At 48.1% G+C, this 19,365-nt stretch carries 17 protein-coding genes; 2 read left to right on the forward strand and 15 right to left on the reverse strand.

The genetic code is table 11. The features are described from left to right. Positions 1 to 83: 83 nt before the first annotated feature. Complete coding sequence (locus CWM47_RS07290; RefSeq protein WP_100987361.1) at positions 84 to 899, forward strand: acyl-CoA desaturase; 816 nt, start codon at positions 84 to 86, stop codon at positions 897 to 899. A gap of 120 nt (positions 900 to 1,019) precedes the next feature. Here CWM47_RS07290 and CWM47_RS07295 read toward each other — a convergent pair whose 3' ends face one another. The 8 genes from CWM47_RS07295 to CWM47_RS07335 form a co-directional block, all read right to left on the reverse strand. Continuing rightward, positions 1,020 to 1,547, reverse strand: coding sequence for a 5' nucleotidase, NT5C type (locus CWM47_RS07295; protein ID WP_100987362.1), 528 nt, complete (start codon positions 1,545 to 1,547; stop codon positions 1,020 to 1,022). Between the two features lie 63 nt (positions 1,548 to 1,610). Further along, positions 1,611 to 3,629: a M13 family metallopeptidase gene (locus tag CWM47_RS07300; RefSeq protein WP_100993771.1), complete on the reverse strand. Its 2,019-nt coding sequence runs from the start codon at positions 3,627 to 3,629 to the stop codon at positions 1,611 to 1,613. 320 nt (positions 3,630 to 3,949) lie between these two features. Then, positions 3,950 to 4,351 carry a hypothetical protein gene (locus CWM47_RS07305; RefSeq protein ID WP_100987363.1) on the reverse strand — a complete coding sequence of 134 codons (402 nt, stop codon included), beginning with the start codon at positions 4,349 to 4,351 and terminating at the stop codon, positions 3,950 to 3,952. Positions 4,352 to 4,374: 23 nt separating this feature from the next. Then, on the reverse strand, positions 4,375 to 5,244 hold the full coding sequence (locus CWM47_RS38050; protein WP_157815918.1) for a DUF4190 domain-containing protein: 870 nt from the start codon (positions 5,242 to 5,244) through the stop codon (positions 4,375 to 4,377). A 143-nt stretch (positions 5,245 to 5,387) separates the two neighbouring features. Next, complete coding sequence (locus tag CWM47_RS07320; RefSeq protein ID WP_100987366.1) at positions 5,388 to 6,023, reverse strand: response regulator transcription factor; 636 nt, start codon at positions 6,021 to 6,023, stop codon at positions 5,388 to 5,390. Between the two features lie 37 nt (positions 6,024 to 6,060). Next, positions 6,061 to 8,022, reverse strand: coding sequence for an ATP-binding protein (locus CWM47_RS07325; RefSeq protein ID WP_100987367.1), 1,962 nt, complete (start codon positions 8,020 to 8,022; stop codon positions 6,061 to 6,063). A gap of 208 nt (positions 8,023 to 8,230) precedes the next feature. Beyond that, positions 8,231 to 9,727, reverse strand: a complete 1,497-nt coding sequence (locus CWM47_RS07330; protein ID WP_100987368.1) for a dihydrolipoamide acetyltransferase family protein — start codon at positions 9,725 to 9,727, stop codon at positions 8,231 to 8,233. A 77-nt stretch (positions 9,728 to 9,804) separates the two neighbouring features. Beyond that, entirely contained in the window at positions 9,805 to 11,058 is a 1,254-nt protein-coding gene (locus CWM47_RS07335) for a competence/damage-inducible protein A (RefSeq protein ID WP_100987369.1), read from the reverse strand. A gap of 186 nt (positions 11,059 to 11,244) precedes the next feature. Here CWM47_RS07335 and CWM47_RS07340 point away from each other — a divergent pair, with 186 nt between their 5' ends. After that, positions 11,245 to 12,018 (forward strand): DUF4197 domain-containing protein, encoded by a 774-nt coding sequence (locus tag CWM47_RS07340; RefSeq protein ID WP_100987370.1) that lies wholly within the window; start codon positions 11,245 to 11,247, stop codon positions 12,016 to 12,018. Positions 12,019 to 12,111: 93 nt separating this feature from the next. Here CWM47_RS07340 and CWM47_RS07345 read toward each other — a convergent pair whose 3' ends face one another. From CWM47_RS07345 to CWM47_RS07375, 7 genes are all read right to left on the reverse strand, one after another. After that, positions 12,112 to 12,885 (reverse strand): LytR/AlgR family response regulator transcription factor, encoded by a 774-nt coding sequence (locus CWM47_RS07345; protein WP_100987371.1) that lies wholly within the window; start codon positions 12,883 to 12,885, stop codon positions 12,112 to 12,114. Between the two features lie 6 nt (positions 12,886 to 12,891). Continuing rightward, entirely contained in the window at positions 12,892 to 13,935 is a 1,044-nt protein-coding gene (locus CWM47_RS07350) for a sensor histidine kinase (RefSeq protein WP_100987372.1), read from the reverse strand. After that, positions 13,932 to 16,370 carry an outer membrane beta-barrel protein gene (locus CWM47_RS07355; RefSeq protein WP_100987373.1) on the reverse strand — a complete coding sequence of 813 codons (2,439 nt, stop codon included), beginning with the start codon at positions 16,368 to 16,370 and terminating at the stop codon, positions 13,932 to 13,934. The genes CWM47_RS07350 and CWM47_RS07355 overlap by 4 nt, the downstream gene beginning before the upstream one ends. A 128-nt stretch (positions 16,371 to 16,498) precedes the next feature. Then, positions 16,499 to 17,257: a LytR/AlgR family response regulator transcription factor gene (locus CWM47_RS07360; RefSeq protein ID WP_100987374.1), complete on the reverse strand. Its 759-nt coding sequence runs from the start codon at positions 17,255 to 17,257 to the stop codon at positions 16,499 to 16,501. Beyond that, positions 17,254 to 18,363, reverse strand: coding sequence for a sensor histidine kinase (locus tag CWM47_RS07365; protein ID WP_100987375.1), 1,110 nt, complete (start codon positions 18,361 to 18,363; stop codon positions 17,254 to 17,256). The genes CWM47_RS07360 and CWM47_RS07365 overlap by 4 nt, the downstream gene beginning before the upstream one ends. A gap of 198 nt (positions 18,364 to 18,561) precedes the next feature. Continuing rightward, positions 18,562 to 18,960: a group III truncated hemoglobin gene (locus CWM47_RS07370; RefSeq protein WP_100987376.1), complete on the reverse strand. Its 399-nt coding sequence runs from the start codon at positions 18,958 to 18,960 to the stop codon at positions 18,562 to 18,564. A gap of 7 nt (positions 18,961 to 18,967) precedes the next feature. Next, a complete protein-coding gene (locus CWM47_RS07375) occupies positions 18,968 to 19,339 on the reverse strand; it encodes an ArsC family reductase (RefSeq protein ID WP_100987377.1) in 372 nt (123 codons plus the stop codon). Positions 19,340 to 19,365 lie beyond the last annotated feature (26 nt).

Genomic DNA, 19,365 nt, shown 5'->3' on the forward strand with positions numbered 1-19,365 from the left:
AGGCAAGCCAAAACGCCTTAAATTTCGTTAGTTTTGTAGGAGTATTCTCAGGTAGTAATCTTCACCCTTTAATAATCATTATTGTGATTGTACTGGCCGCGTTCATTGGGCATTGGTATCTGTCCCTGTTCTGCCAAACGTTCTTTCTGCACCGTTATTCAGCCCATAAAATGTTCTCTATGAGCAAATTCTGGGAGCGGTTCTTCTACGCGCTGACTTACATTTCGCAAGGTTCGTCGTATTTGAGCCCACGTGCATATGCTGTGTTGCATCGCATGCACCATGCGTTCAGCGATACCGAAAAGGACCCTCATTCTCCCCATCATACGAAAAATATTTTTACGATGATGTGGAAAACCAAAGATATTTACAACGCGGTTCTTCACCGTAAACAACCTATCGAGCGTCAGTTTGACCGGAATTATCCGGAGTGGAGCTTCATCGAAAAAGTGGGTGACTCCTGGGTATCCCGCGCTGGTTGGGCAGTTCTCTATAGCGTGTTCTACATTTTCGCGTTCATCTATTTAGATATGCACTGGGCATTCTTTTTCCTGCTGCCCGTTCACTTCGTCATGGGACCCGTTCACGGTGCTATCATTAACTGGAGTGGTCATAAATACGGTTATTCGAACTTCGACAACCAGGACAAATCGAAAAACTCATTAATTCTGGACGTCGTTATGATGGGTGAATTGTTTCAGAACAATCACCACAAACGCCCTAACTCGGCTAACTTTGGAGCCAAGTGGTTTGAATTTGATCCAACGTTCCCGCTCATCGGCATTTTGCATAAACTTCACGTTGTTCGGTTACGACCGTCTGCCGAAGCAAAAAGGGCACAGCACGAAGTTGGGCATGATCGCCGGGTTGAAGAGATACGAGACGAAGTAGAGGCTTAATTGTTATCTAGTTTTACTTCATAAAAAAAGCTCCGATACGTCGGAGCTTTTTTTATGAAGTAAAGCGGGTGGAAACCCGTTTATTCTCTATAAGTGCGGGTTTCCACCCGCTTTACTTGTTTATAGCAAATGGGCCGCAATATCATGCCATGATTTCATGCGCCGGAATTGGTTGTCTTCGCGGTTATGCAGGGCGTCGAAGAGCAATCCTTCACCCTTGAACGTATGCAGATTACGGGGTAAGTCGTCAATTAGATAATCGGTATTGAGAACACTCTTGTCGCCCAGGAAAATGTAATTGTGCCAGGAGATTTCCGGGAAGTGCTCCTGTAGCCAATCCCATTTTTCACGCAGTGAGTTAGGGAATTCCTGTGCCGCCGAAGCTACGAATATGTCATACTTCTGCATCAATTCTGCAATGACTTCTTTGGCGCCTTTCATCACCGGAATATCCCGAAAGAAACCGGGCTCATAGACCCGTTCTGAGATTGCTTTGTACTCGTGCTCATCGAATAATTCATGAAAAGACTTTTCTTTTAATTCCTCAAGTGTGTAGCGGGGCATATCCCCTTCCAGATACAATCGGATAAATTTAGCGTGAGTGTCGGCCATGACATCATCCATGTCAATAGCAATGCGTTGTTTCATTCAAGTCAGACCTTGCAGGGCTTTAGATTTATACTGTTATGTACTGTTAAAATAGTAATGACATTACCAAACTGTTATTCTTTGAGTTTCGGGTTTATACATTTTATCGCCCGGTTGTACGCTAAACGCTTTGTAGAAAGGCGTAAAGTTCATAAGCGGTCCGTTTACACGCCATCTGGCCGGTGAGTGCGGATTGGTGTTGACATACATACGCATATACTCATCCTTTGTTTTTACACGCCATATTCTGGCAATCGAGATAAAGAAACGCTGATCGGGTGTAAAGCCGTCCAGTTTAGTCGTGTCCTTTCCTTGCGCAGTGAGTTTGAACGCATCATATGCAATAGCAACACCGGCAATGTCAGCCGTGTTTTCCCCTACGGTTAGGGCTCCCTTTACGTGCATCGAATCGAGTACGGTAAACGAATTGTATTGATTGATTACCTGCTGTGTCTTCGCTTTGAATTTGTCGTAATCCGCTTTTTTCCACCAGTTAGTCACGTTGCCAACTTTATCATACTGTGCTCCCTGATCATCAAATGAGTGCGTTATTTCATGGCCAATCACCATACCGATGCCGCCATAGTTGAGCGCATCATCGGCGTTTACGTCGAAATAAGGGGATTGCAGGATACCAGCCGGGAAAACAATTTCATTGAGCGGAGGATTGTTATACGCCGTTACCGTTGGCGGAGTTGTGTACCATTCCGTCCGGTCGACGAGCTGGCCTACTTTAGCCAGGTTATACTGGTAATCATTTTTGTTGGCCGATAGCCGGTTTTCAAAATAAGCATCTCGTTTCACGTTCACCTTCGAATAATCCCGCCATTTGTCGGGGTAACCGATTTTCTCAGTGAAGGCATACAGTTTTTCTTTCGCCTTTGCCTTGGTGGAATCGCTCATCCAATCCAGTTTGTTGATACGAGCTTCAAATGCCTTTTCAAGGTTGTCGACCAAAACAGCCATGCGCTTCTTCGCCGATTCAGGAAAATATTTTTTTACATACAACTGAGCCAGTGCCTGTCCCAGCGAGCGATCAACCGCCTGCGTCATTTCCTCGGCCCGTGTTTTCTTAACCGCTTGACCAGTTAATATTTTCGTGTAGTCAAAGGAGGCATCAACAAACGGTTGGCTTAAGAAATTCGAATAATTGGTCAGCGCATTGGCTTTTAAATAGACTTTCCAGTCACTGATGGGAACCGATTTTAACAGCGTATTGAGTTTATCATAATAAGCTGGTTGTCCTACGTTGACCGAATCGGCCTTCACCCCTAAATTGGTTAATAATGTTTTCCAGTTCAGGGTAGGCTGTCTTTTTGACAAAGCCGCGACCGACAGTTTGTTGTAATTAGCTTTTACGTCCCGGAGTTCGATGTTGGTTCGGTGTGCAGTGGCCAATTGTTTCTCTAGTTCGTAGGCCATAGCTGCGTTTTTCTGGGCAGCAGTAGCTTCGGTCCCTGTTAATTCAAACAAGCGAGTGAGGTATGTTTTGTACGCTTTCTGAATGGCGAGCGTTGAGGAATCGGACTTTGTATAATACTCCTTTTCGGGCAAGCCAATTCCGCTTTGATAAAACTGGGCAATGTTGACCGTACTATGTTTGTCATCGGGCCCAACCGAAAAACCAATGATAGAACCATCACCAACCTGTTGTTCCTGTGCTACCAGCGTCAATAACGAAGGAACATCGGTCACCGCATCGATGCGGGCGAGTAGGGGCTTGATAGGTTCATAACTGCGTTTGTTAATCGCGGAGGTGTCCATTCCTGACGCATAAAAATCACCCACCTTCTGTTCGATACTTCCTGCCGGATTCTTGCTGCCTGACAGGCTGTCAAGAATACCTTGCAACCGTATGCGCTGTGGGTAATTCATGAAGGAATAAGCACCAACGCCTGTTTGACTGGGCGGTATCTGGGCGGTATCGTACCAAATGCTGTTGGCGTACATGAAAAAATCATCTCCGGGTTTCTTTGACGTGTCAACTCCAGTTAGAACTACACGTTTTGTGTCCGAATCAGAAACATGTTTACAGGCCACTGCCATCAGCAGGACTAAAGAAAAGCACACTAGTTTTTTCATGGATTGTAGGTAAAGGTATTTGTCAATGTACAGCCGCTTATCCCAATCAAAAGTTGACATGATCGGTTATGGTGGAGTAAAAAATTGTTAAAAAATCTACCAATGATTCAGGTATTCGGGGCATTGCCAAAGCTACTCAATAAGCGTACAAAGTTGTTATCAAATAACCGGTTGCAGAGGCAAGGTTAACCATTTATTTATAATTTAATAGAGAGGATATTGACGATTGGTTTACTTCAATCGGTCGCAGCGCCCTCCATCACGAACAATGCCTGACTACTTACCAAGGTAGTCAGGCATTTACCTAAAAAATAATAAAGTCACTTCCGGGCAATCAGCGTGTACCGTTTTCCGCTACTGGTAAAATCTAACGTAAAATCAGTGCCATTGATCGAGCCTATTCGAACGCTGTTAGTTGAACTGAGTATATCATACTCTTTGCCACTTGCCTTTCGGATCGTAAATGTGCCATAAGGCTCGGTACTCGTTTTTCCGTTTTCTGTTTCGATCACTGTCACATTAATTTGACTATCAGATGGGCGCGTTATCACCGCGTTGGCCGATGTGCCGTTTCCATCCGGATAGTTCACTGTTGTGGAGCCAATACTAATTCGACTCACCTGATACGTACCCGCCAGATCAGGCTCTACGTCTTTATTTTTTTTGGGTAAGCACGATACGACCGTCAGAAAGAGGATACTGAAAATGATTCTGTTTTTCATAAACGTCCTGGAAAAGTGTTTTCCTAAATAACATACACGTAAAGCAGGATAGCGGCAGCCGCCACAATACCAATGACCATACCCGCTAAAGCCAGTCCCTTGCCCTTGAATCGGTTGGGTTCTTTGCGGATTCGAGCCAGACTCAGCGCCCCAAACACAACAGCCGCAGCACCCAGTAGAAGTGAACCCAAGCCGGTGAAGATGGCCAGACCACCTGCTGAAATAGCGACAATAGCAAATGGATCGGTGCGGGGACCGTCGTTTTGCGGACTGGTAGGGCTATTGTAGGAATTTGAACTACCGCTCGAACTCGTGCCCGAGGAGTTGCTTCCCGATGTAAACCGTTCTACTTCGCCCGTCGAATACTTGATACTAAGAACGTCGCGTTTAGAAATCGTATAGTCTGGTCCATTGGGCCGGTCACATTTTTTATACCGAATTTCATTTACCGCCACTTCTTTTACTTTTGCTTCAATGACATCGCCATTGCGCAGAACGATTTGGTCGCATGTAGCATCAATGGGTTTGTGGGGTAAAAGCAATCTGGCGCGACGTAAGAGCGTAGACCGTCGAACAGTAGTCGCTATTGCGGCCTCCGGGGCAGGAGCGGATATTTCCCAGATTGGTTTAGTGGCAACGGGAGGACTGTCGATTAATGAAGCAGTAGCCGATGAATCCGGTATCGACCCGATTGCTGGTGTACTTATTGCCAACCGCTGAGGGGCTGGATGGGGAGTCGGTGCGAAGTAGGCCGTGGAGGCTCGTTGACAGGACGACAGGCCCCCGAGCATTATCAGGATAATCAGGAAAGCAAGACGGCTGAACAGAAGTCCACGTTCCTGACAGGCAGCGAAGGCCCGTATTTCCGATACGTATAGAAAGCGTTTTTTCACAACAGCTGGTCGTTTTGGGGTGATCTGGGTCGATCACCGGGGCAAAACTACCGGCTGGTTTCAGTGCCGACAATACCGCATTTGTATGATTTTGGTCCGAAAAGGCGATTCGTCACCCCGACGCTCGGCCCCGTTTTTCCGGCTTATTTACGCCCCAGGTACTTATTGACAGCCTCCACTTTAGAGTGTACCTGAAGTTTCTGGTAGATATTGAAGATATGCTTGCGCACAGTCGTGGGGCTGACAAACAGTTCGTTGGCTACTTCCTTATGGCTGTGGCCCTTCGACAGCCGGTCGAGAATTTCGCGCTCACGAGTTGTCAGGATGTCCAGTTCGCTGGGAGCGGTTGGGCTCGTATAAAATGAATCCGCAATTTTACGGGCAATGGTGCTACTCATGGGTGAACCGCCCTCATGCAACTCAGTGATTGCTTCGAGGAGTTTGTGGGGCGGGCTGCGTTTGAGAATATAGGCGTTAGCACCGGCTTTTAGCGCGTCAAAAACGGTCTCGTCTTCATCATACATGGTACACATCATAAACTGGGTATGCGGACAGAGCACTTTCAGTTGCCTCACACAGTCGATGCCGTTCATGCCGGGCAGATCAATATCCATCAGCACAACGTCGACGCAGAGACCCGGCAACTGATCGATTGCCAGTTCGGCATTTTCGAACGTAGCCTGACAACTAAACCCCTCCGCCCCATCGACCAAAATGGCCAGCGACTGTCGAATCGGCTCCTTGTCTTCCACGATGGCGACGGTAATGGTGGTTTTCATCCGGCAATATTGACTTTTTTTTTCGGTCGGTACTATACTACGTTTGTAGTATTTTGTCTGCTGGCACTAGCGGGTAGGGAAACGTAATTTTTACCCAGGTACCCCCCGGCGAGGACTCAATTTCGCAGGTGCCCCCCGATTCGCTCATACGGTGCTGCATGTTCCCCAGCCCATTCCGCAATCGGGTTCGCTCACTGGGTACAAACCCCTGCCCATCGTCACTTACCTCAATGAACAACCGGGCATTTTCTGGCCGAATCGTGAGCGATACATGGGTCGCGTGAGCATGCTTCACCACATTATGCAAGGCTTCCTTGACAGTCAGGAATACATTTCGGCGATCGATTCCCCGGATAGTGATCTCTTGGGGTGACTCATTGACCTGCGTAAGTAAGTGTAAATCTGTATTGTCGATAAACTCGCTGGCATACGCCCGTATATAGGCGATCAGTCCGTTGAGACTATCATTTTTGGTATTTAGCGACCAGATTATTTCGTTCATGGTGGTGATCATATCGGCTGAGATCGTCGAAATCTTTTCCACTTCAGACGTTGTTGACGTGCCCATACGGGTTTTGACCACTTCGCTCAACAGGCCAATGGCCGTTAAGGAAGCCCCCAGATCGTCGTGCATTTCTTTGGCGATGCGCAACCGTTCGCTTTGCTGTCCCTGCAACTGCGATTGTACGATTGCCAGCGCATGGGCGCTTTCGGCAGCCAGCAATGCGTTGTGGGCGGTAAGCTGGCGCTGTCGGGCATACAAGTAGGCGAATACTAACCCGCTCACAACCACTACGCCCGCGAGGGCTGCTATCAATATCCACAAATTTTGCCGTTGCCGGTCTTGTTCCAAACGATCAATCTGCCGCTGTTTTCCGGCCAGTTTTTGGCTGGCTTCAGCCTGACGCAGTTTGAGCTCATACTCCTCCAGAAGCGCTTTGGCCTCCAGAGTAGATAGCGAATCCTTGGTTTGCATGTATTTATCATACCAGGGTATAGCCGCTTTATAGTTGTGTAAACCCAGATTCGCGTTTGCCAATTCGCGGTAAATATTACGGAATTCCGATAGTCCAACTTTGTGTTGTTTGGCTAATACATGAGCCTGGTTTAGCAGGGTTTTTGCCTGTTCATATTGCTTCATTTCGTTGTACGTTTCGGCGAGTCCCGCTAACAGATGCAGTTCCTGAAGGGGATTATTGGCCGAATGATTCAGGCGAAGGGCCTTTTGGTAGTAATAAAGGGATGAATCAATATGAGTCAATTCTTTGTGCAGATTGGCCTGATTCCCATAGACATTGATCAGGAATACAATGTCGCGGGTCGAGTCGAGTAGTGGCAATGCTTTTTTATAATAGGTCATTGCCAGCGGCAATCGGTTTTGCTTCACATAAACCGTTGCCATGCTTTGATAATCCAGCGAGATATCCTGGGGCGAACTTTTGGCCAGCCGATCATTGGTAAGCGCCCGGTTAAAATAGGTTAGCGCCTGCGGATAAAGTTTTTCGGTTTCATAAATAAGCCCGAGATTCTGGTAGAGAACGGCGGCTTTCCGGCGATTGGGATGGGCAAGCATAAACGGAGCTGCCTGCTTGAAGTAGCCAATGGCTTCTTTGTTTTTACCCTGCCATTTGGCCGATTGCGCCAGCGCGAAATAGCATGTACTCCGGTATTGCTGATTAGTATCACGCAGGGCTTTCTGTAGCCCTTCATTGGCTAATTTGTGGGATTCATCATGGCGACCCAGTACATCGAGTAAATAGGTTATCAGCCGGATACTCTCAAAATAGCCTTTGGTGTAATCAATTTTTTGAGCGAACGAAAAAGCTCGTTGATAATCCTGTAAGGCCTTTTGAGGCTGCTGCATTTCAACGGCTTCTGCTTTCCTGAGCAGAGCCATGATGTAGGTCGTGTCTGTGGGGCTGGGTGCTCGTTGAGCAAAACTGCAGACGGAATAGAAAAACAGGAAAGAAGCTGGAATAAGGAGTTGTATAACCCGCATACCTGGAGCAGTTTCGCTATAAAGTTGATAGGCAAAGATACTGATCTGGCGGCTTGGATTAGTAATCGATTACTACATGTTGATCTTATTAGATTACAACGTCAATGGGGCGAAATCGGCTTAAGCCAAAAAGACTACTTCGCAAACTAAAACGACTACGAGCTGAAAACCCGTAGTCGTTTAGTTTGGTCCGGTCTTGAAACCCCGGTTATAGTTTAAGCGTTGTATCAAATTTTTCAAGGTAATCGGCGACGCGACGCACGAACTGGCCGCCCAACGATCCATCAACAACGCGATGGTCGTAGGAGTGGGAGAGGAACATTAATTGCCGAATACCGATAAAGTCGCCCTGTAGGGTTTCAATGACAGCCGGTTTCTTCACAATAGCACCAAAGGCCATGATGGCCACCTGGGGTTGAAGAATAATGGGCGTACCCATCAGGTTGCCAAACGTGCCAATGTTGGAGATCGTATAGGTGCCCCCCGCCAGATCATCGGCGGTGAGTTTATTTTCACGAGCGCGTTTTGTCAGGTCGTTGACCTTTTTTGTCAGGCCAACGAGATTGTACTGGTCGGCGTTGTGAATGACGGGCACGATCAGATTGCCACTCGGTAAGGCAACGGCCATCCCGATGTTGATTGCCTTTTTGACCAGTATCGAATCGCCTTCCACCGAAACATTGATCATCGGGAAGTCTTTTATCGCCTTCACAATGGCTTCGACCAGCATGGGCGTATAGGTCAGATTCTCGCCAGTCTGTTGTTTATATTGATCTTTTATCCGGGTGCGCCACTCCACAAGGGGAGTCAAATCAGCTTCAACAAACGAGCTGACGTGGGGCGAAATCTGCTTTGATTCGACCATCCGCTGCGCAATCAATTTGCGCATCCGGTCCATCTGGATAATATCAGTCTGGCCGTTTACAGAGCCATTTACCTGTTTTCCCGACTGCGTTGGCACAGGTTGTATAGCTGGGGTTGGTAGCTGGACACCGTTAGTTGCCTGTGGTGTATCGCCAGCTTTTGCCCCGTTACTCGTTGTGTCATACCCTCTACCTTCTGCCCGATCAATGACATAGGCAAGAATGTCTTTTTTAGTGATACGGTTCTCGGCGCCTGACCCCTGGATTCGGTCGAGTTCATCGCGCGAAACGCTTTCTTCCCTGGCGATATTCAGTACCAGCGGGGAGTAGAACCGGTCGGCAAAAATAGGTGAGTCGCCAGCCAGCGTTGTGGCAGACGTTGCCACGGCTTTCTCAACAGGAGCTGACCGGCTACTCATAGCCGCAATACTTGATTCGAGTTCATGGGCGGCTGTAAAAACCACCGACTCGTGCAACTCTGTTTCCTCGGGAGCCGGAACGTTGGCTACATCACCAATGCCAACGGGTGTTTGATCGGAATTCGCTGCCGACTGTTCGGCTGGGGTAGTCGAGGCTGGTTTTGTTCCTTTATCAATAGCTTCTTCGACTTCGATTCGGGCAATAGGAGCGCCCACAGCGACTACGTCGCCATTGTTTGCCAGAATTTCTTTCAGAATGCCATTATGCGGGGCAGGTACTTCGGTATCTACTTTGTCTGTAGCGACCTCCAGCAACGATTCGTCTGCCTCAATCCGGTCGCCCGGCTGTTTCAGCCAGGCGATAACCGTGCATTCCATTATACTTTCGCCCATTTTGGGCATAACCATATCAATGAGAGCCATATTCTTTTAATGAATAATGAAAAATGGATAATGAAGAATGATCAGATAATTAGGATACATTCTTCATTATCCATTTTTCATTGGTTTATAAGTTCTTCCCGCAGCATATTCAATACATACATTGTTGTAAGCTGAATGTTCTGGTCGCGGTATTGGCCCAGTTTGAGTAGTCGTGTCACGGTGCGCTGGTCGGTAGCACAGGCAATCCAGATCGTACCAACGGGCTTTTCGGGCGTTCCTCCACCGGGGCCTGCAATGCCACTCGTGGCAATCCCTACGTTTGTACCGAGTGTTTTGCGAACACCTTCGGCCATCTGGCGAATCGTTTCTTCGCTAACCGCTCCGAACTGATCCAGGGTTTCAGGTTGTACGCCCAACTGCGATATTTTTACGCTGTTGCTGTAGCTAACAACGCTTCCCCAGAAGTAAGCCGACGACCCCGGCACTTTTGTGATTTGAGCCGATACATAGCCTCCTGTACAACTTTCGGCAACGCTTAGTGTTAAATTTTTCTCAACCAGCAGCTTACCAACAACGTTTTCAATCTCATCACTGTCGAAGCCGTATACATTTTTTTCTATAAGCGGCATCACCTTCGCCACTTGCTCGGCCAGTTCCTGATCTAATAATGCATTATCGTCGCCGGTTGCGGTTAACCGAAGTTTTACACCGCCAAAACTTGGCAGATAAGCCAGTTTAATGTGGTCGGGTAGGGCATCTTCCCAGGCTTCGATCCGTTCGGCGAGAAATGATTCGCCAATGCCAACCGTCCGAATCATTTTATGCTTGATAATGGGCGTTTTAAAATGCTCGGTCAGTTTCGGCAGAATGCGGTTCGACATGAGGTGTTTCATCTCGAACGGTACACCTGGCAGCGACACATACACCCGCCCCTCGTGCTCGAACCACATGCCGGGAGCGGTGCCCCAATCGTTCTGCATATAAGTTGCATTGGCCGGGAGATCGGCCTGACCCCGATTTAGGTCGGTCATTTCACGGCCCCGCTTCTCGAAAAATCCCGTAACCAAAGCCAGGGCAATCTCATTGCGAACCATCCCGACACCAAAATAGGTACAAAGCGTCTTTTTGGTAATATCGTCTTTAGTTGGCCCCAAGCCACCGGTTATAATAATGATGTCGGCACGCTGATGGGCTTCCTGCAGGCTTTGCAAAATGGCATCCTGTTGATCGCCTACGGATGTTTTCCGGACAACACGAACGCCAATATTTGTTAGTTCGGTGCCTATCCAGGCGGTATTCGTATCGGTGATTTGGCCGAATAATATTTCGTCGCCAATGGTTATTACTTCGGCGCGGACGGTGTTGGTCATTTTACTTGAGTAATAAAAAAAGTAGAATTGAGTAAAGTGTGACGAATTGGGAGTCTGATTGTCAGTGTATCAGAATAAAACATCCAGTCTCCAGTTTACTTTACTCATTCGGTGTTGTCAAAAGTACGAAAAAACGATTTAGGGCCATTGGCCGTTATAAATTGGCAACCTGATTAAGTCAATCCTATGATAAAGAAAAAAGTTTTCGCAGCCGCCTTATTGGCGCTAACCATAAGTCAAAGCAGTTTTGCTCAGGACTCAACCAAAACGACAGCTCCGCAACAATCAGGTGGTGGCATTTTTGGTAAAGTGCTAAAGGCAGTCACGAATGCGACTTCGGGTACATCGGGTGGCCTGACCAGCAGTGATATTGCTACAGGTTTGAAAGAGGCTCTTCAAATTGGCATTAGCAAGGGCTCTGATCAGGCGTCGGCATTGAACGGCTATTTTAAAAACCCATTGCTAAAAATTGCCTTTCCACCCGAAGCGCAGAAAGTTGCTTCAACCCTCCGGCAGATAGGTTTCAGCAAGCAAGTCGATCAATTCGAGCTGTCGCTGAATCGGGCTGCTGAAGATGCTGCCAAAAAAGCAAAGCCGGTGTTTATCAAGGCCATAACATCAATGAGTATCCAGGATGCCGTTGGTATTTTGCGGGGGCAAAATGATGCCGCTACGCAATACCTGCGCCGGACGTCAGGTCAGCAACTGGTATCTGAGTTTACACCCATTGTTGATAGTACGCTTAAGAAAAACAATGCTACCAAATACTATTCTGAACTGGTCAACACCTACAACAAGGTACCGTTTGTGCAGAAAGTTAACCCAGATCTAACTCAATATGCGACTAATAAAGCGGTTGACGGGCTGTTCATTTTAGTGGCTCAGGAAGAGCAAAAGATTCGGGAAAATCCGGCGGCACGGGTTACGGACTTGCTGAAGAAAGTATTCAGCAAGCAATAGCCGCGATGGTGGTTTACCGAACTGGTGAACCACCATCGTGAGTATTGTTACTCCGAATTTCAGGGCAACATAAACGGTATTGACGGGCCATTATCACCCCTCCACCCACCGACGCAGATCGGGCGTGCGGGCAGTACTACCGATGAGCGGTTCGGTTCGGCCTACGATGCGTACAGCCAGCCTGTCATTGAAATAAGGTTCCAGACGATCAATATACCGGATGTGGATCAGCTCAGACCGATTGAGCCGGAAAAAACGGGCGGGGTCGAGCTGCTCCTCCAATTCGTTCAGGCTGCCATTCAGTGGGTACTTTTGTCCCTTTGTATCGTAAGCAAAAACAACCCCTTCGTCTGCCTGCATGTATGTGATCTCATCAACATCCAGCAGGTGAATACCCTGACGAAGTTTAACGGCGAAGCGTTGTCGGTAGCTCGTTTGTGCAGGGCGGAGCGCATCGCGCAATTGGTTCAGGACCGCTTCAGTTAACGTGGGTACGAGTGTGGTCAGCGACATTTGCAGCCGTGTATATTTGTCCAGTGCCTGCCGTAGCTGATGCTCGGTAAACGGCTTAAGCAGATAAGCAATACCGTTTCCCTGAAAGGCCCGTAACAAAAACTGATCGTAGGCCGTTGTGAAAATAACTGGGCAGCTCACCTGCACCCGGTCAAACAAGGCAAACACGTTACCATCCAGAAGTTCAATGTCCGAAAAAAGTAAGTCGGGTGCGGGGTTGCTTGACAGCCAGTTGGTGGCTTCCTGAACGCTGGGTAATGTGGCCAAAATATGGGCATCAGGTACTAATCGAGTCAGTAAATCGACGAGTTGACGGGCAGCTATGGCTTCGTCTTCGAGTAGAACAATGGTCACGGGCAGCTATTTACTAACAGTAAATGGGTTATTCGATTCGACAACAGCGGGACGCAGGATTGGTAACGTGACGACAAACTCGGTTGCTGTCGGCTGCACCAGCACGGCCTTATCCGACAGCAGTTGGTAGCGAGCCTGTAAATTCCGAAGGCCCGTTCCCGTAGAGTCAACGGGAGTAAGTTTAGGACGCAGTTCATTCCTCACCACGACGGCTTCATCCGTAATCGTCAACTCAATCAGCAAGGGGTCGGTGTCGCTGCTCTGGTTATGCTTCACGGCGTTTTCGACCAGCGTTTGCAAACTTCCCGGCAGAACCAGCACACTAAGCGTGTCGGCAATACGCATCGTAGTCACGATTTCGTAAGCCCGCCCAAACCGTTGCCGAATCAGATAAATGTAATCGCTGAGAAAGGCCAGTTCGTCGGCCAGCGGCACAACGTCTTCATCTTTGTTCCGAATGAGGTAGCGATACAACGCCGAAAATCGGTGTAAATAGGCACTGGCCTGTTCAGGACTGCGCTCAATAAGGGCACCCAGCACATTCAGGTTGTTGAACAGAAAGTGCGGGTCGATTTGTGCTTTGAGGTGTCGCAATTCGGCTTCTGCGCGTTCTTTCTCGGTGTGGACCAGCCGTTGTTGTGTCTCAAAAAACTGTTTCCCCGTCAATACCGCTGCCAACACACTCGCCTGAGGGGCGATGTTTACCAGGCTGGTAATGACACTGAACCATCGGAACGGTTGATCCTGGTAATGAAGCAGCCAAAGGCCGAACCTATGGACAGTAGCAAAAATCAGTAGTGCTCCCAGTAAAGAAAAAAACAACATCAAATACCGGCGGGTGAATAGAAAGGCAGGAAACAGGATGTAAACCATCAGAATGGCTAATCCTGAATGGATGAGCACATCGAACGCCCAGCCAGTCAGAATAAACCACCAGGGACGGCCCAGATTGCCGAATACCATAAAGGGGAAAGCCATCGCCCACAAAATCGCCATCAATGTCCAGTCGGAGCGGGTGGGCTTGCGAAAGTTCGGCTGACTAATTTTCATTTGTTGGGTTGGTTAAGGCCATCAAAATTAAATGGATTTGCGCTTTCTTCCCGCTGTTTCTTGAATCCAAGATTATAGCGCACACTAAAACCAACCCGGCGGGTGTCGCCCCGACGAGAACCCTCCGCCATAATACTACCCTGATTCAGAACAAACGTATTCCGGTTGGTATAGACCATGTCCGAAAGAGATAGGGTAACCATCAGTCGGCTGTTCAAGAACTTGCGGTTGATGCTCATATCGACAGTACCAAAATTACCGAGTTCATAAAACTGCCGCTGCCCATGAATCGACCAGAACCCGTTAACCTGAAGCGTAGAGCGACTATCGAGGTCAAGCTGGTGATAGGTCAGCAATGTCCACGAACCCCGATTGAAGGTAAGTGGCTGGCCTTCATACTGCCCCAGGTATTGGTTATAATTATACTGCCCGATCACAACGAAGAAATAGCGGCCACCGGGTGGAATACCGAGCAACATGCGAAAGTAAGTCTCCCGATTTTGACCGAGGTTGTCAGTTGTTCGGTAAGCGATGCTGGTGTTAACGTGGCTCTGGTATAGCACACTTGAAAAGAGCTGCTGCGTGTAGTTCTGCCCCACAGACAGAATCGGCAGGTTAGCTACGCTTAGGTTAGCCTCCACGTTTTGCGTAAATTGGGGTTGTAAGGCTGGATTACCCGTTTCGTACAGATACTGATCTACGTAGCGAATAGCGGGATTTAGCTGCTCATACCCAGGTCGGGTAATGGACCGACGATAAATGAGCGATGCCTGAACGGGAAAATTAGCGATGGACACCACCGGCCGACTCAGGTAAAGATAGGGGAAGAAGTCGGTGCGCCGGACCCGGAAGGTAGTGTCGGTCGGAACACGCTGATGGCCGTCCATATTCGTATTTTCGACTCGAAGCCCGGTTTTTAGGATGAACTTACCAAATGTTTTAGCCGCCTGTACATACCCACTATGGATGCCATCGGTATAGTCGAAGGTATTAGTGCGGGACAGATCAGGCTGGCGAACCGCCTGGAGAATATTGACGTAATTAGTCTTGCTGGCCAGCCATTGGTTACTGGTTTTCAAGCCCGCTTCGAGTGTTAATTTATGCGGCAGTTTCTGAATCCAGTCTAGCTTGGCAGTTGCCAGTTGTCGGCGATTCAGGAGGGTGCCCTCACTAACCAGCGTAGGGTTTATCGGGAGTTGAAACTGGGTCTGGTATGCCTGGTCCGTACGGTTGTCGAAGTAGCTGTACGAAAAGTCTGCTGTGATTTCAGATCCCAGCGAATCGAGTTTATAGCGACTGGATAGCCCCTGCGTTAGCGATCCGTTTCGGCCTTTGTTCTGAAGTGTATTGATATTTTCGACGAATGGCTGGCTGCCCTCTGTCGCCCGGATTTGGGTGGTGTTATCAGCAAAACTGTTGGTAAACCCATAATTTGCCCGTCCATCAAGATTCACTTCCCATCGCCGGTTTAGTTGGTAGCCCAGGCCATACCCCGCAAAGAGTGCATCGCCCGGCGTACGGGTATAAGCTTCCTGGCTGATGGTCTGGTTGCCGGGTAGCTGTCGTGAACTGGTTAGCAGGTCATAATTATTTCGTCGACTGTAATTTATATTCAGGTAAGTTGATCGAGTTCCGTTACCATCGTTCAGACTAAACCCAACGCCCTGATTGCCAAATCTCCCCTGATTCATGTTGGCGGTTACGCTTCCCGTCCGGCCCAGTTTGACTCCTTTTTTCAGGACAATATTTACCGCTCCTCCGGCGCTCGACGCATCATAACGGGCCGAAGGCGTCCGCATCACTTCTATTCGTTCAACGCTGTTGGGTGGGAGGCTCCGAAGTAACGTGGCCACGTCCTCGGCGCTCATACGCTGCTCCCGGCCATTAATGTAAATAGTGGCTGGTACTGCACTATTCAGATAAACATTGCCATCCTGATCCAGAAACAAGCAGGGTGTCTTGGTAAGTAGTTCGAAAGCGTTCGTACTGCTGTTAGCAATGAGCTCAGGGTTGATTATGGTTTTATCGTCCTCCTGCTGCATAAGGGCTTTCCGGGCCGTGACCGTCACGGTCGTTAACGTTTTGGCTTCGGCTTCGAGTGTGAAACGGAAAGTGGATTGGGCTTTCGTCAGCCGGATTCCCTGAGTAAGGGGCTTTTTGCCCAGCGCGGTCACGCTCAACGCATAGAGTGCATCAGACCGCAAATTCAGTTGAGCGATACCCGCCGTATCGCTGATGGTAGTGACCTGGCTGGTGGAATCCGTCCAGAGCCGAAGCCGCACCGTAGCCCCAAAGATGGGCTGTTGTTTAGCGTCGGTCAGCACAATCCGAACACGGCTTGACCCAGTAACGGATGTGGTCGTTGACGGAGCCGATTGTGCCCATAAACCAGAGGGTAAACATAAAAGGGTAAAGGCGAAGAATAGGAGTCGCATAACGAAGGATCATTTTTCTTTAATGATCCAAACGTATACCTCGTCTCGACGTTATACGCTTCTTTTTTGCCCAAGTAGGGGAAATTATCGATGAGTAGGGGAGAAATGGCCTTTAAACAAAGCAGCTGCTAACGCCCCAACCAGTCTTTAAACTCAGACAGGCGGCTCAGACTAACGAACACATCTTCCTTTGCCGAGGGCTGCAAATTCAGTTTGAGCTTGCCCGCCGAGTAGGTATGAATGGCCTGAATGGCAGGTCGGGCAACCAGGAACTGGCGGTTCACCCGAAAAAACAGGGAAGGATTAAGTAACCCCAGTAACTGGTCGAGGCTGTATTCGAGGGGCATAAATTGACCGGCCTTGTTTACCAGAAATGTAGCTTTCTCCTCTGTGTAGAAATAAGCAATATCGGACACTTCTACACTGTGGATTTTGGTGCCAAGGCTAATCATGAACCGCTCTTTAAAACCGACTGTCTGGGGTTTTTGCAGCAGTTGTAGAAGCGTATTAAGATCAGGCGTCGTTGAGGAGTTGCGAACGGCTTTGAATTTGTCCAAAGCCGCCACCAGTTCATCGTAGTCAATGGGTTTGAGCAGATAGTCGATGCTATTGACCTTGAAGGCTTTTAGCATATACTCATCATAGGCCGTCGTAAAAATAATGGGTAGACGGAGTTGAAGCTGTTCGAACACGTTAAAAACCAGTCCATCTTCCAGGTGTATATCCATAAAGGCCAAATCTGGCAAAGGATGGTCCTTAAACCAGGCAACCGTCTCGCTGACAGAGGGAAGCTGGGCCAGAATGTTAATCGAGGGCTCATATTTTTTTAGTAGGCGCACAAGCTGGCGGGCGGTGCGATCTTCATCTTCGATTAGGACGACATTCATGATAGCAGGGGGAGTTTTACCAAAAATTGACCAGTATCCTCGCCATACCATACCGCACGGTCGGTGAGCAATTTATAGCGGTTTGCAATATTATTCAGCCCGATTCCAGTCGATTCGTCGGCCTGGTCACGAGCCTGTAAGGAGTTCGTAATCCATAGATACCCATCCTGCACAAGAATATGCACGCGAAGCGGTTCGCGTACCGACATGCGATTATGTTTAACTGCGTTTTCCACAAGTAATTGCAGTGATAAAGGGGCAATGCGGTACTGTTGCTGTATGTCTGCCGGTACATCCAGGGTAACGTCAAATTTATTTTCGAAGCGTATCTGGAGTAGAAACGTATAGGACTGAATGAAATCCAACTCCGTTTTGAGCAGTACGGTAGCCTGGTCGCGTTGCTCCAGAATATACCGATATACTTTGGCAAGTTGCTTTACGTACTGCTCCGAAAGATCAGCGTCTTCGTGAACCATAGACGTGAGAATGCTCAGGCTGTTGAATAAAAAATGGGGGCTTAGCTGATTTTTCAGGGCTTCAAACTGGCTGATAGCTGCTTCTTTCTCCAGCTGTTCAGCTTTAAGCTGCACATCTTTGAGTTGCAAATACGAGCGGGCAATGATTGTCAGATAGAAGGCTGATAGCATAATCACCACAGAAAACCCATTATTAGCCCGTTTTATATAGGTGAACACCTCCGCAGGCATGTCCGAACTATTGGGTTTGGCTTGTAGAGCAGGCCAGAATTGAAAAATTAATGTAGCAATCAGGTGAAGGATCTGTTGAAAGACCTGGATATAGAGTATAGATAGAACCAGCGAAATCAGGAAGGTTACGGCTAAAGCTCCCCAGTTGAATCCCAGTAGAAAATCGTCACCGAACCGTCTGAACAACAAGTGCTGAATCCAGTCGGTCACGCTGATCCAGAAGAAATACAATACAAGGGCAAGTAGCAAAATTGGGATAAGAATTGGCAGAATATGCAACAGACTGGCTACGGTGCGCGCTTTCTCAGGTAAATTAACATAGAGCAGGAGGGGAGAATACAGCAACAGCAGCCGGATGGCCAGTTGCCATTTTTGCCTGGAAGTTAACCTGTCAGTCATGGTTAAACAGAATAGGAATCGGCCAAAGTTGCAGACAGGCGATGGATAACCCAAACGAAAGTGGACAATCACGCCAATTATCTCGAAGAGTGCGGGTAATGGCGGGAAGAGTACAGATCTGGTCAATAATTGACAGCCAAAATCGTACTCCTGAATTGTTTAGTGCAGCGTAATTATCTTTTGTAAGTGGGTTTACTATTAACCCATAAACGAGTCATTATTCAGGTACTCAAGTTTATTAGCCCACACAAGCGCAATTTGGGTGGCTCGTTGGCGGACCTCATCGACAGCTTCGCCCGTAAAATTCTCGGATAGGGTAGCCGAAAACAACTTAAGCCAACGGTCAAAATGATCTATGGTGAGGGTATGTTGCTGGTTAATAATCAAATGCGGGCGGAAAGGGTGGCCGTCATAGGCGTTATTGCCGAGAATCAGCGACTCCCAAAAGGCATACATTTTAGGTAAGTGTTTTGTCCAGTCCACCTGGGCTACATCCGTAAAAACAGGGCCAATAAATGCGTCGGCCTGTACTTTTTCGTAAAACGAATCCACCAGAAATCGAACAGCTTCCGGCGAATCCAGCGTTCTTTTTGACATTTCAGTACTATTTTATTGGAAGAACCCCGGCTTGGATAGAAAACGTTTCTTTGTAAGTGTCTGCGTTAAACCCGAGGGCAATAATTCGGCCATCGGCTTCAATCAGCGGCCGACGAATAAGGGAAGGTTTCTCGATCATCAAGGCAATGGCTCCTGCGGCATCGGTGGGTTTTTCGGCATCAGAAAGCTTCTTCCAGGTTAATCCGTTGCGGTTTACTAATTCCTCCCAGGGCTTTTGCGATAACCAGTTTTCAATTGTTTTCTGGTTGATACCCTGTTTTTTATAATCGTGAAATTGATAATCAATGGCCTGTTGTGCTAACCAGACACGGGCTTTTTTTACCGTGTCGCAGTTGGGAATGGCATATAAGGTGTACATGAGGGATGTTAATTTGGGACGAAAGT

It is taken from the genome of Spirosoma pollinicola (assembly GCF_002831565.1).
GTDB classification, from domain to species: Bacteria; Bacteroidota; Bacteroidia; order Cytophagales; family Spirosomataceae; genus Spirosoma; species Spirosoma pollinicola.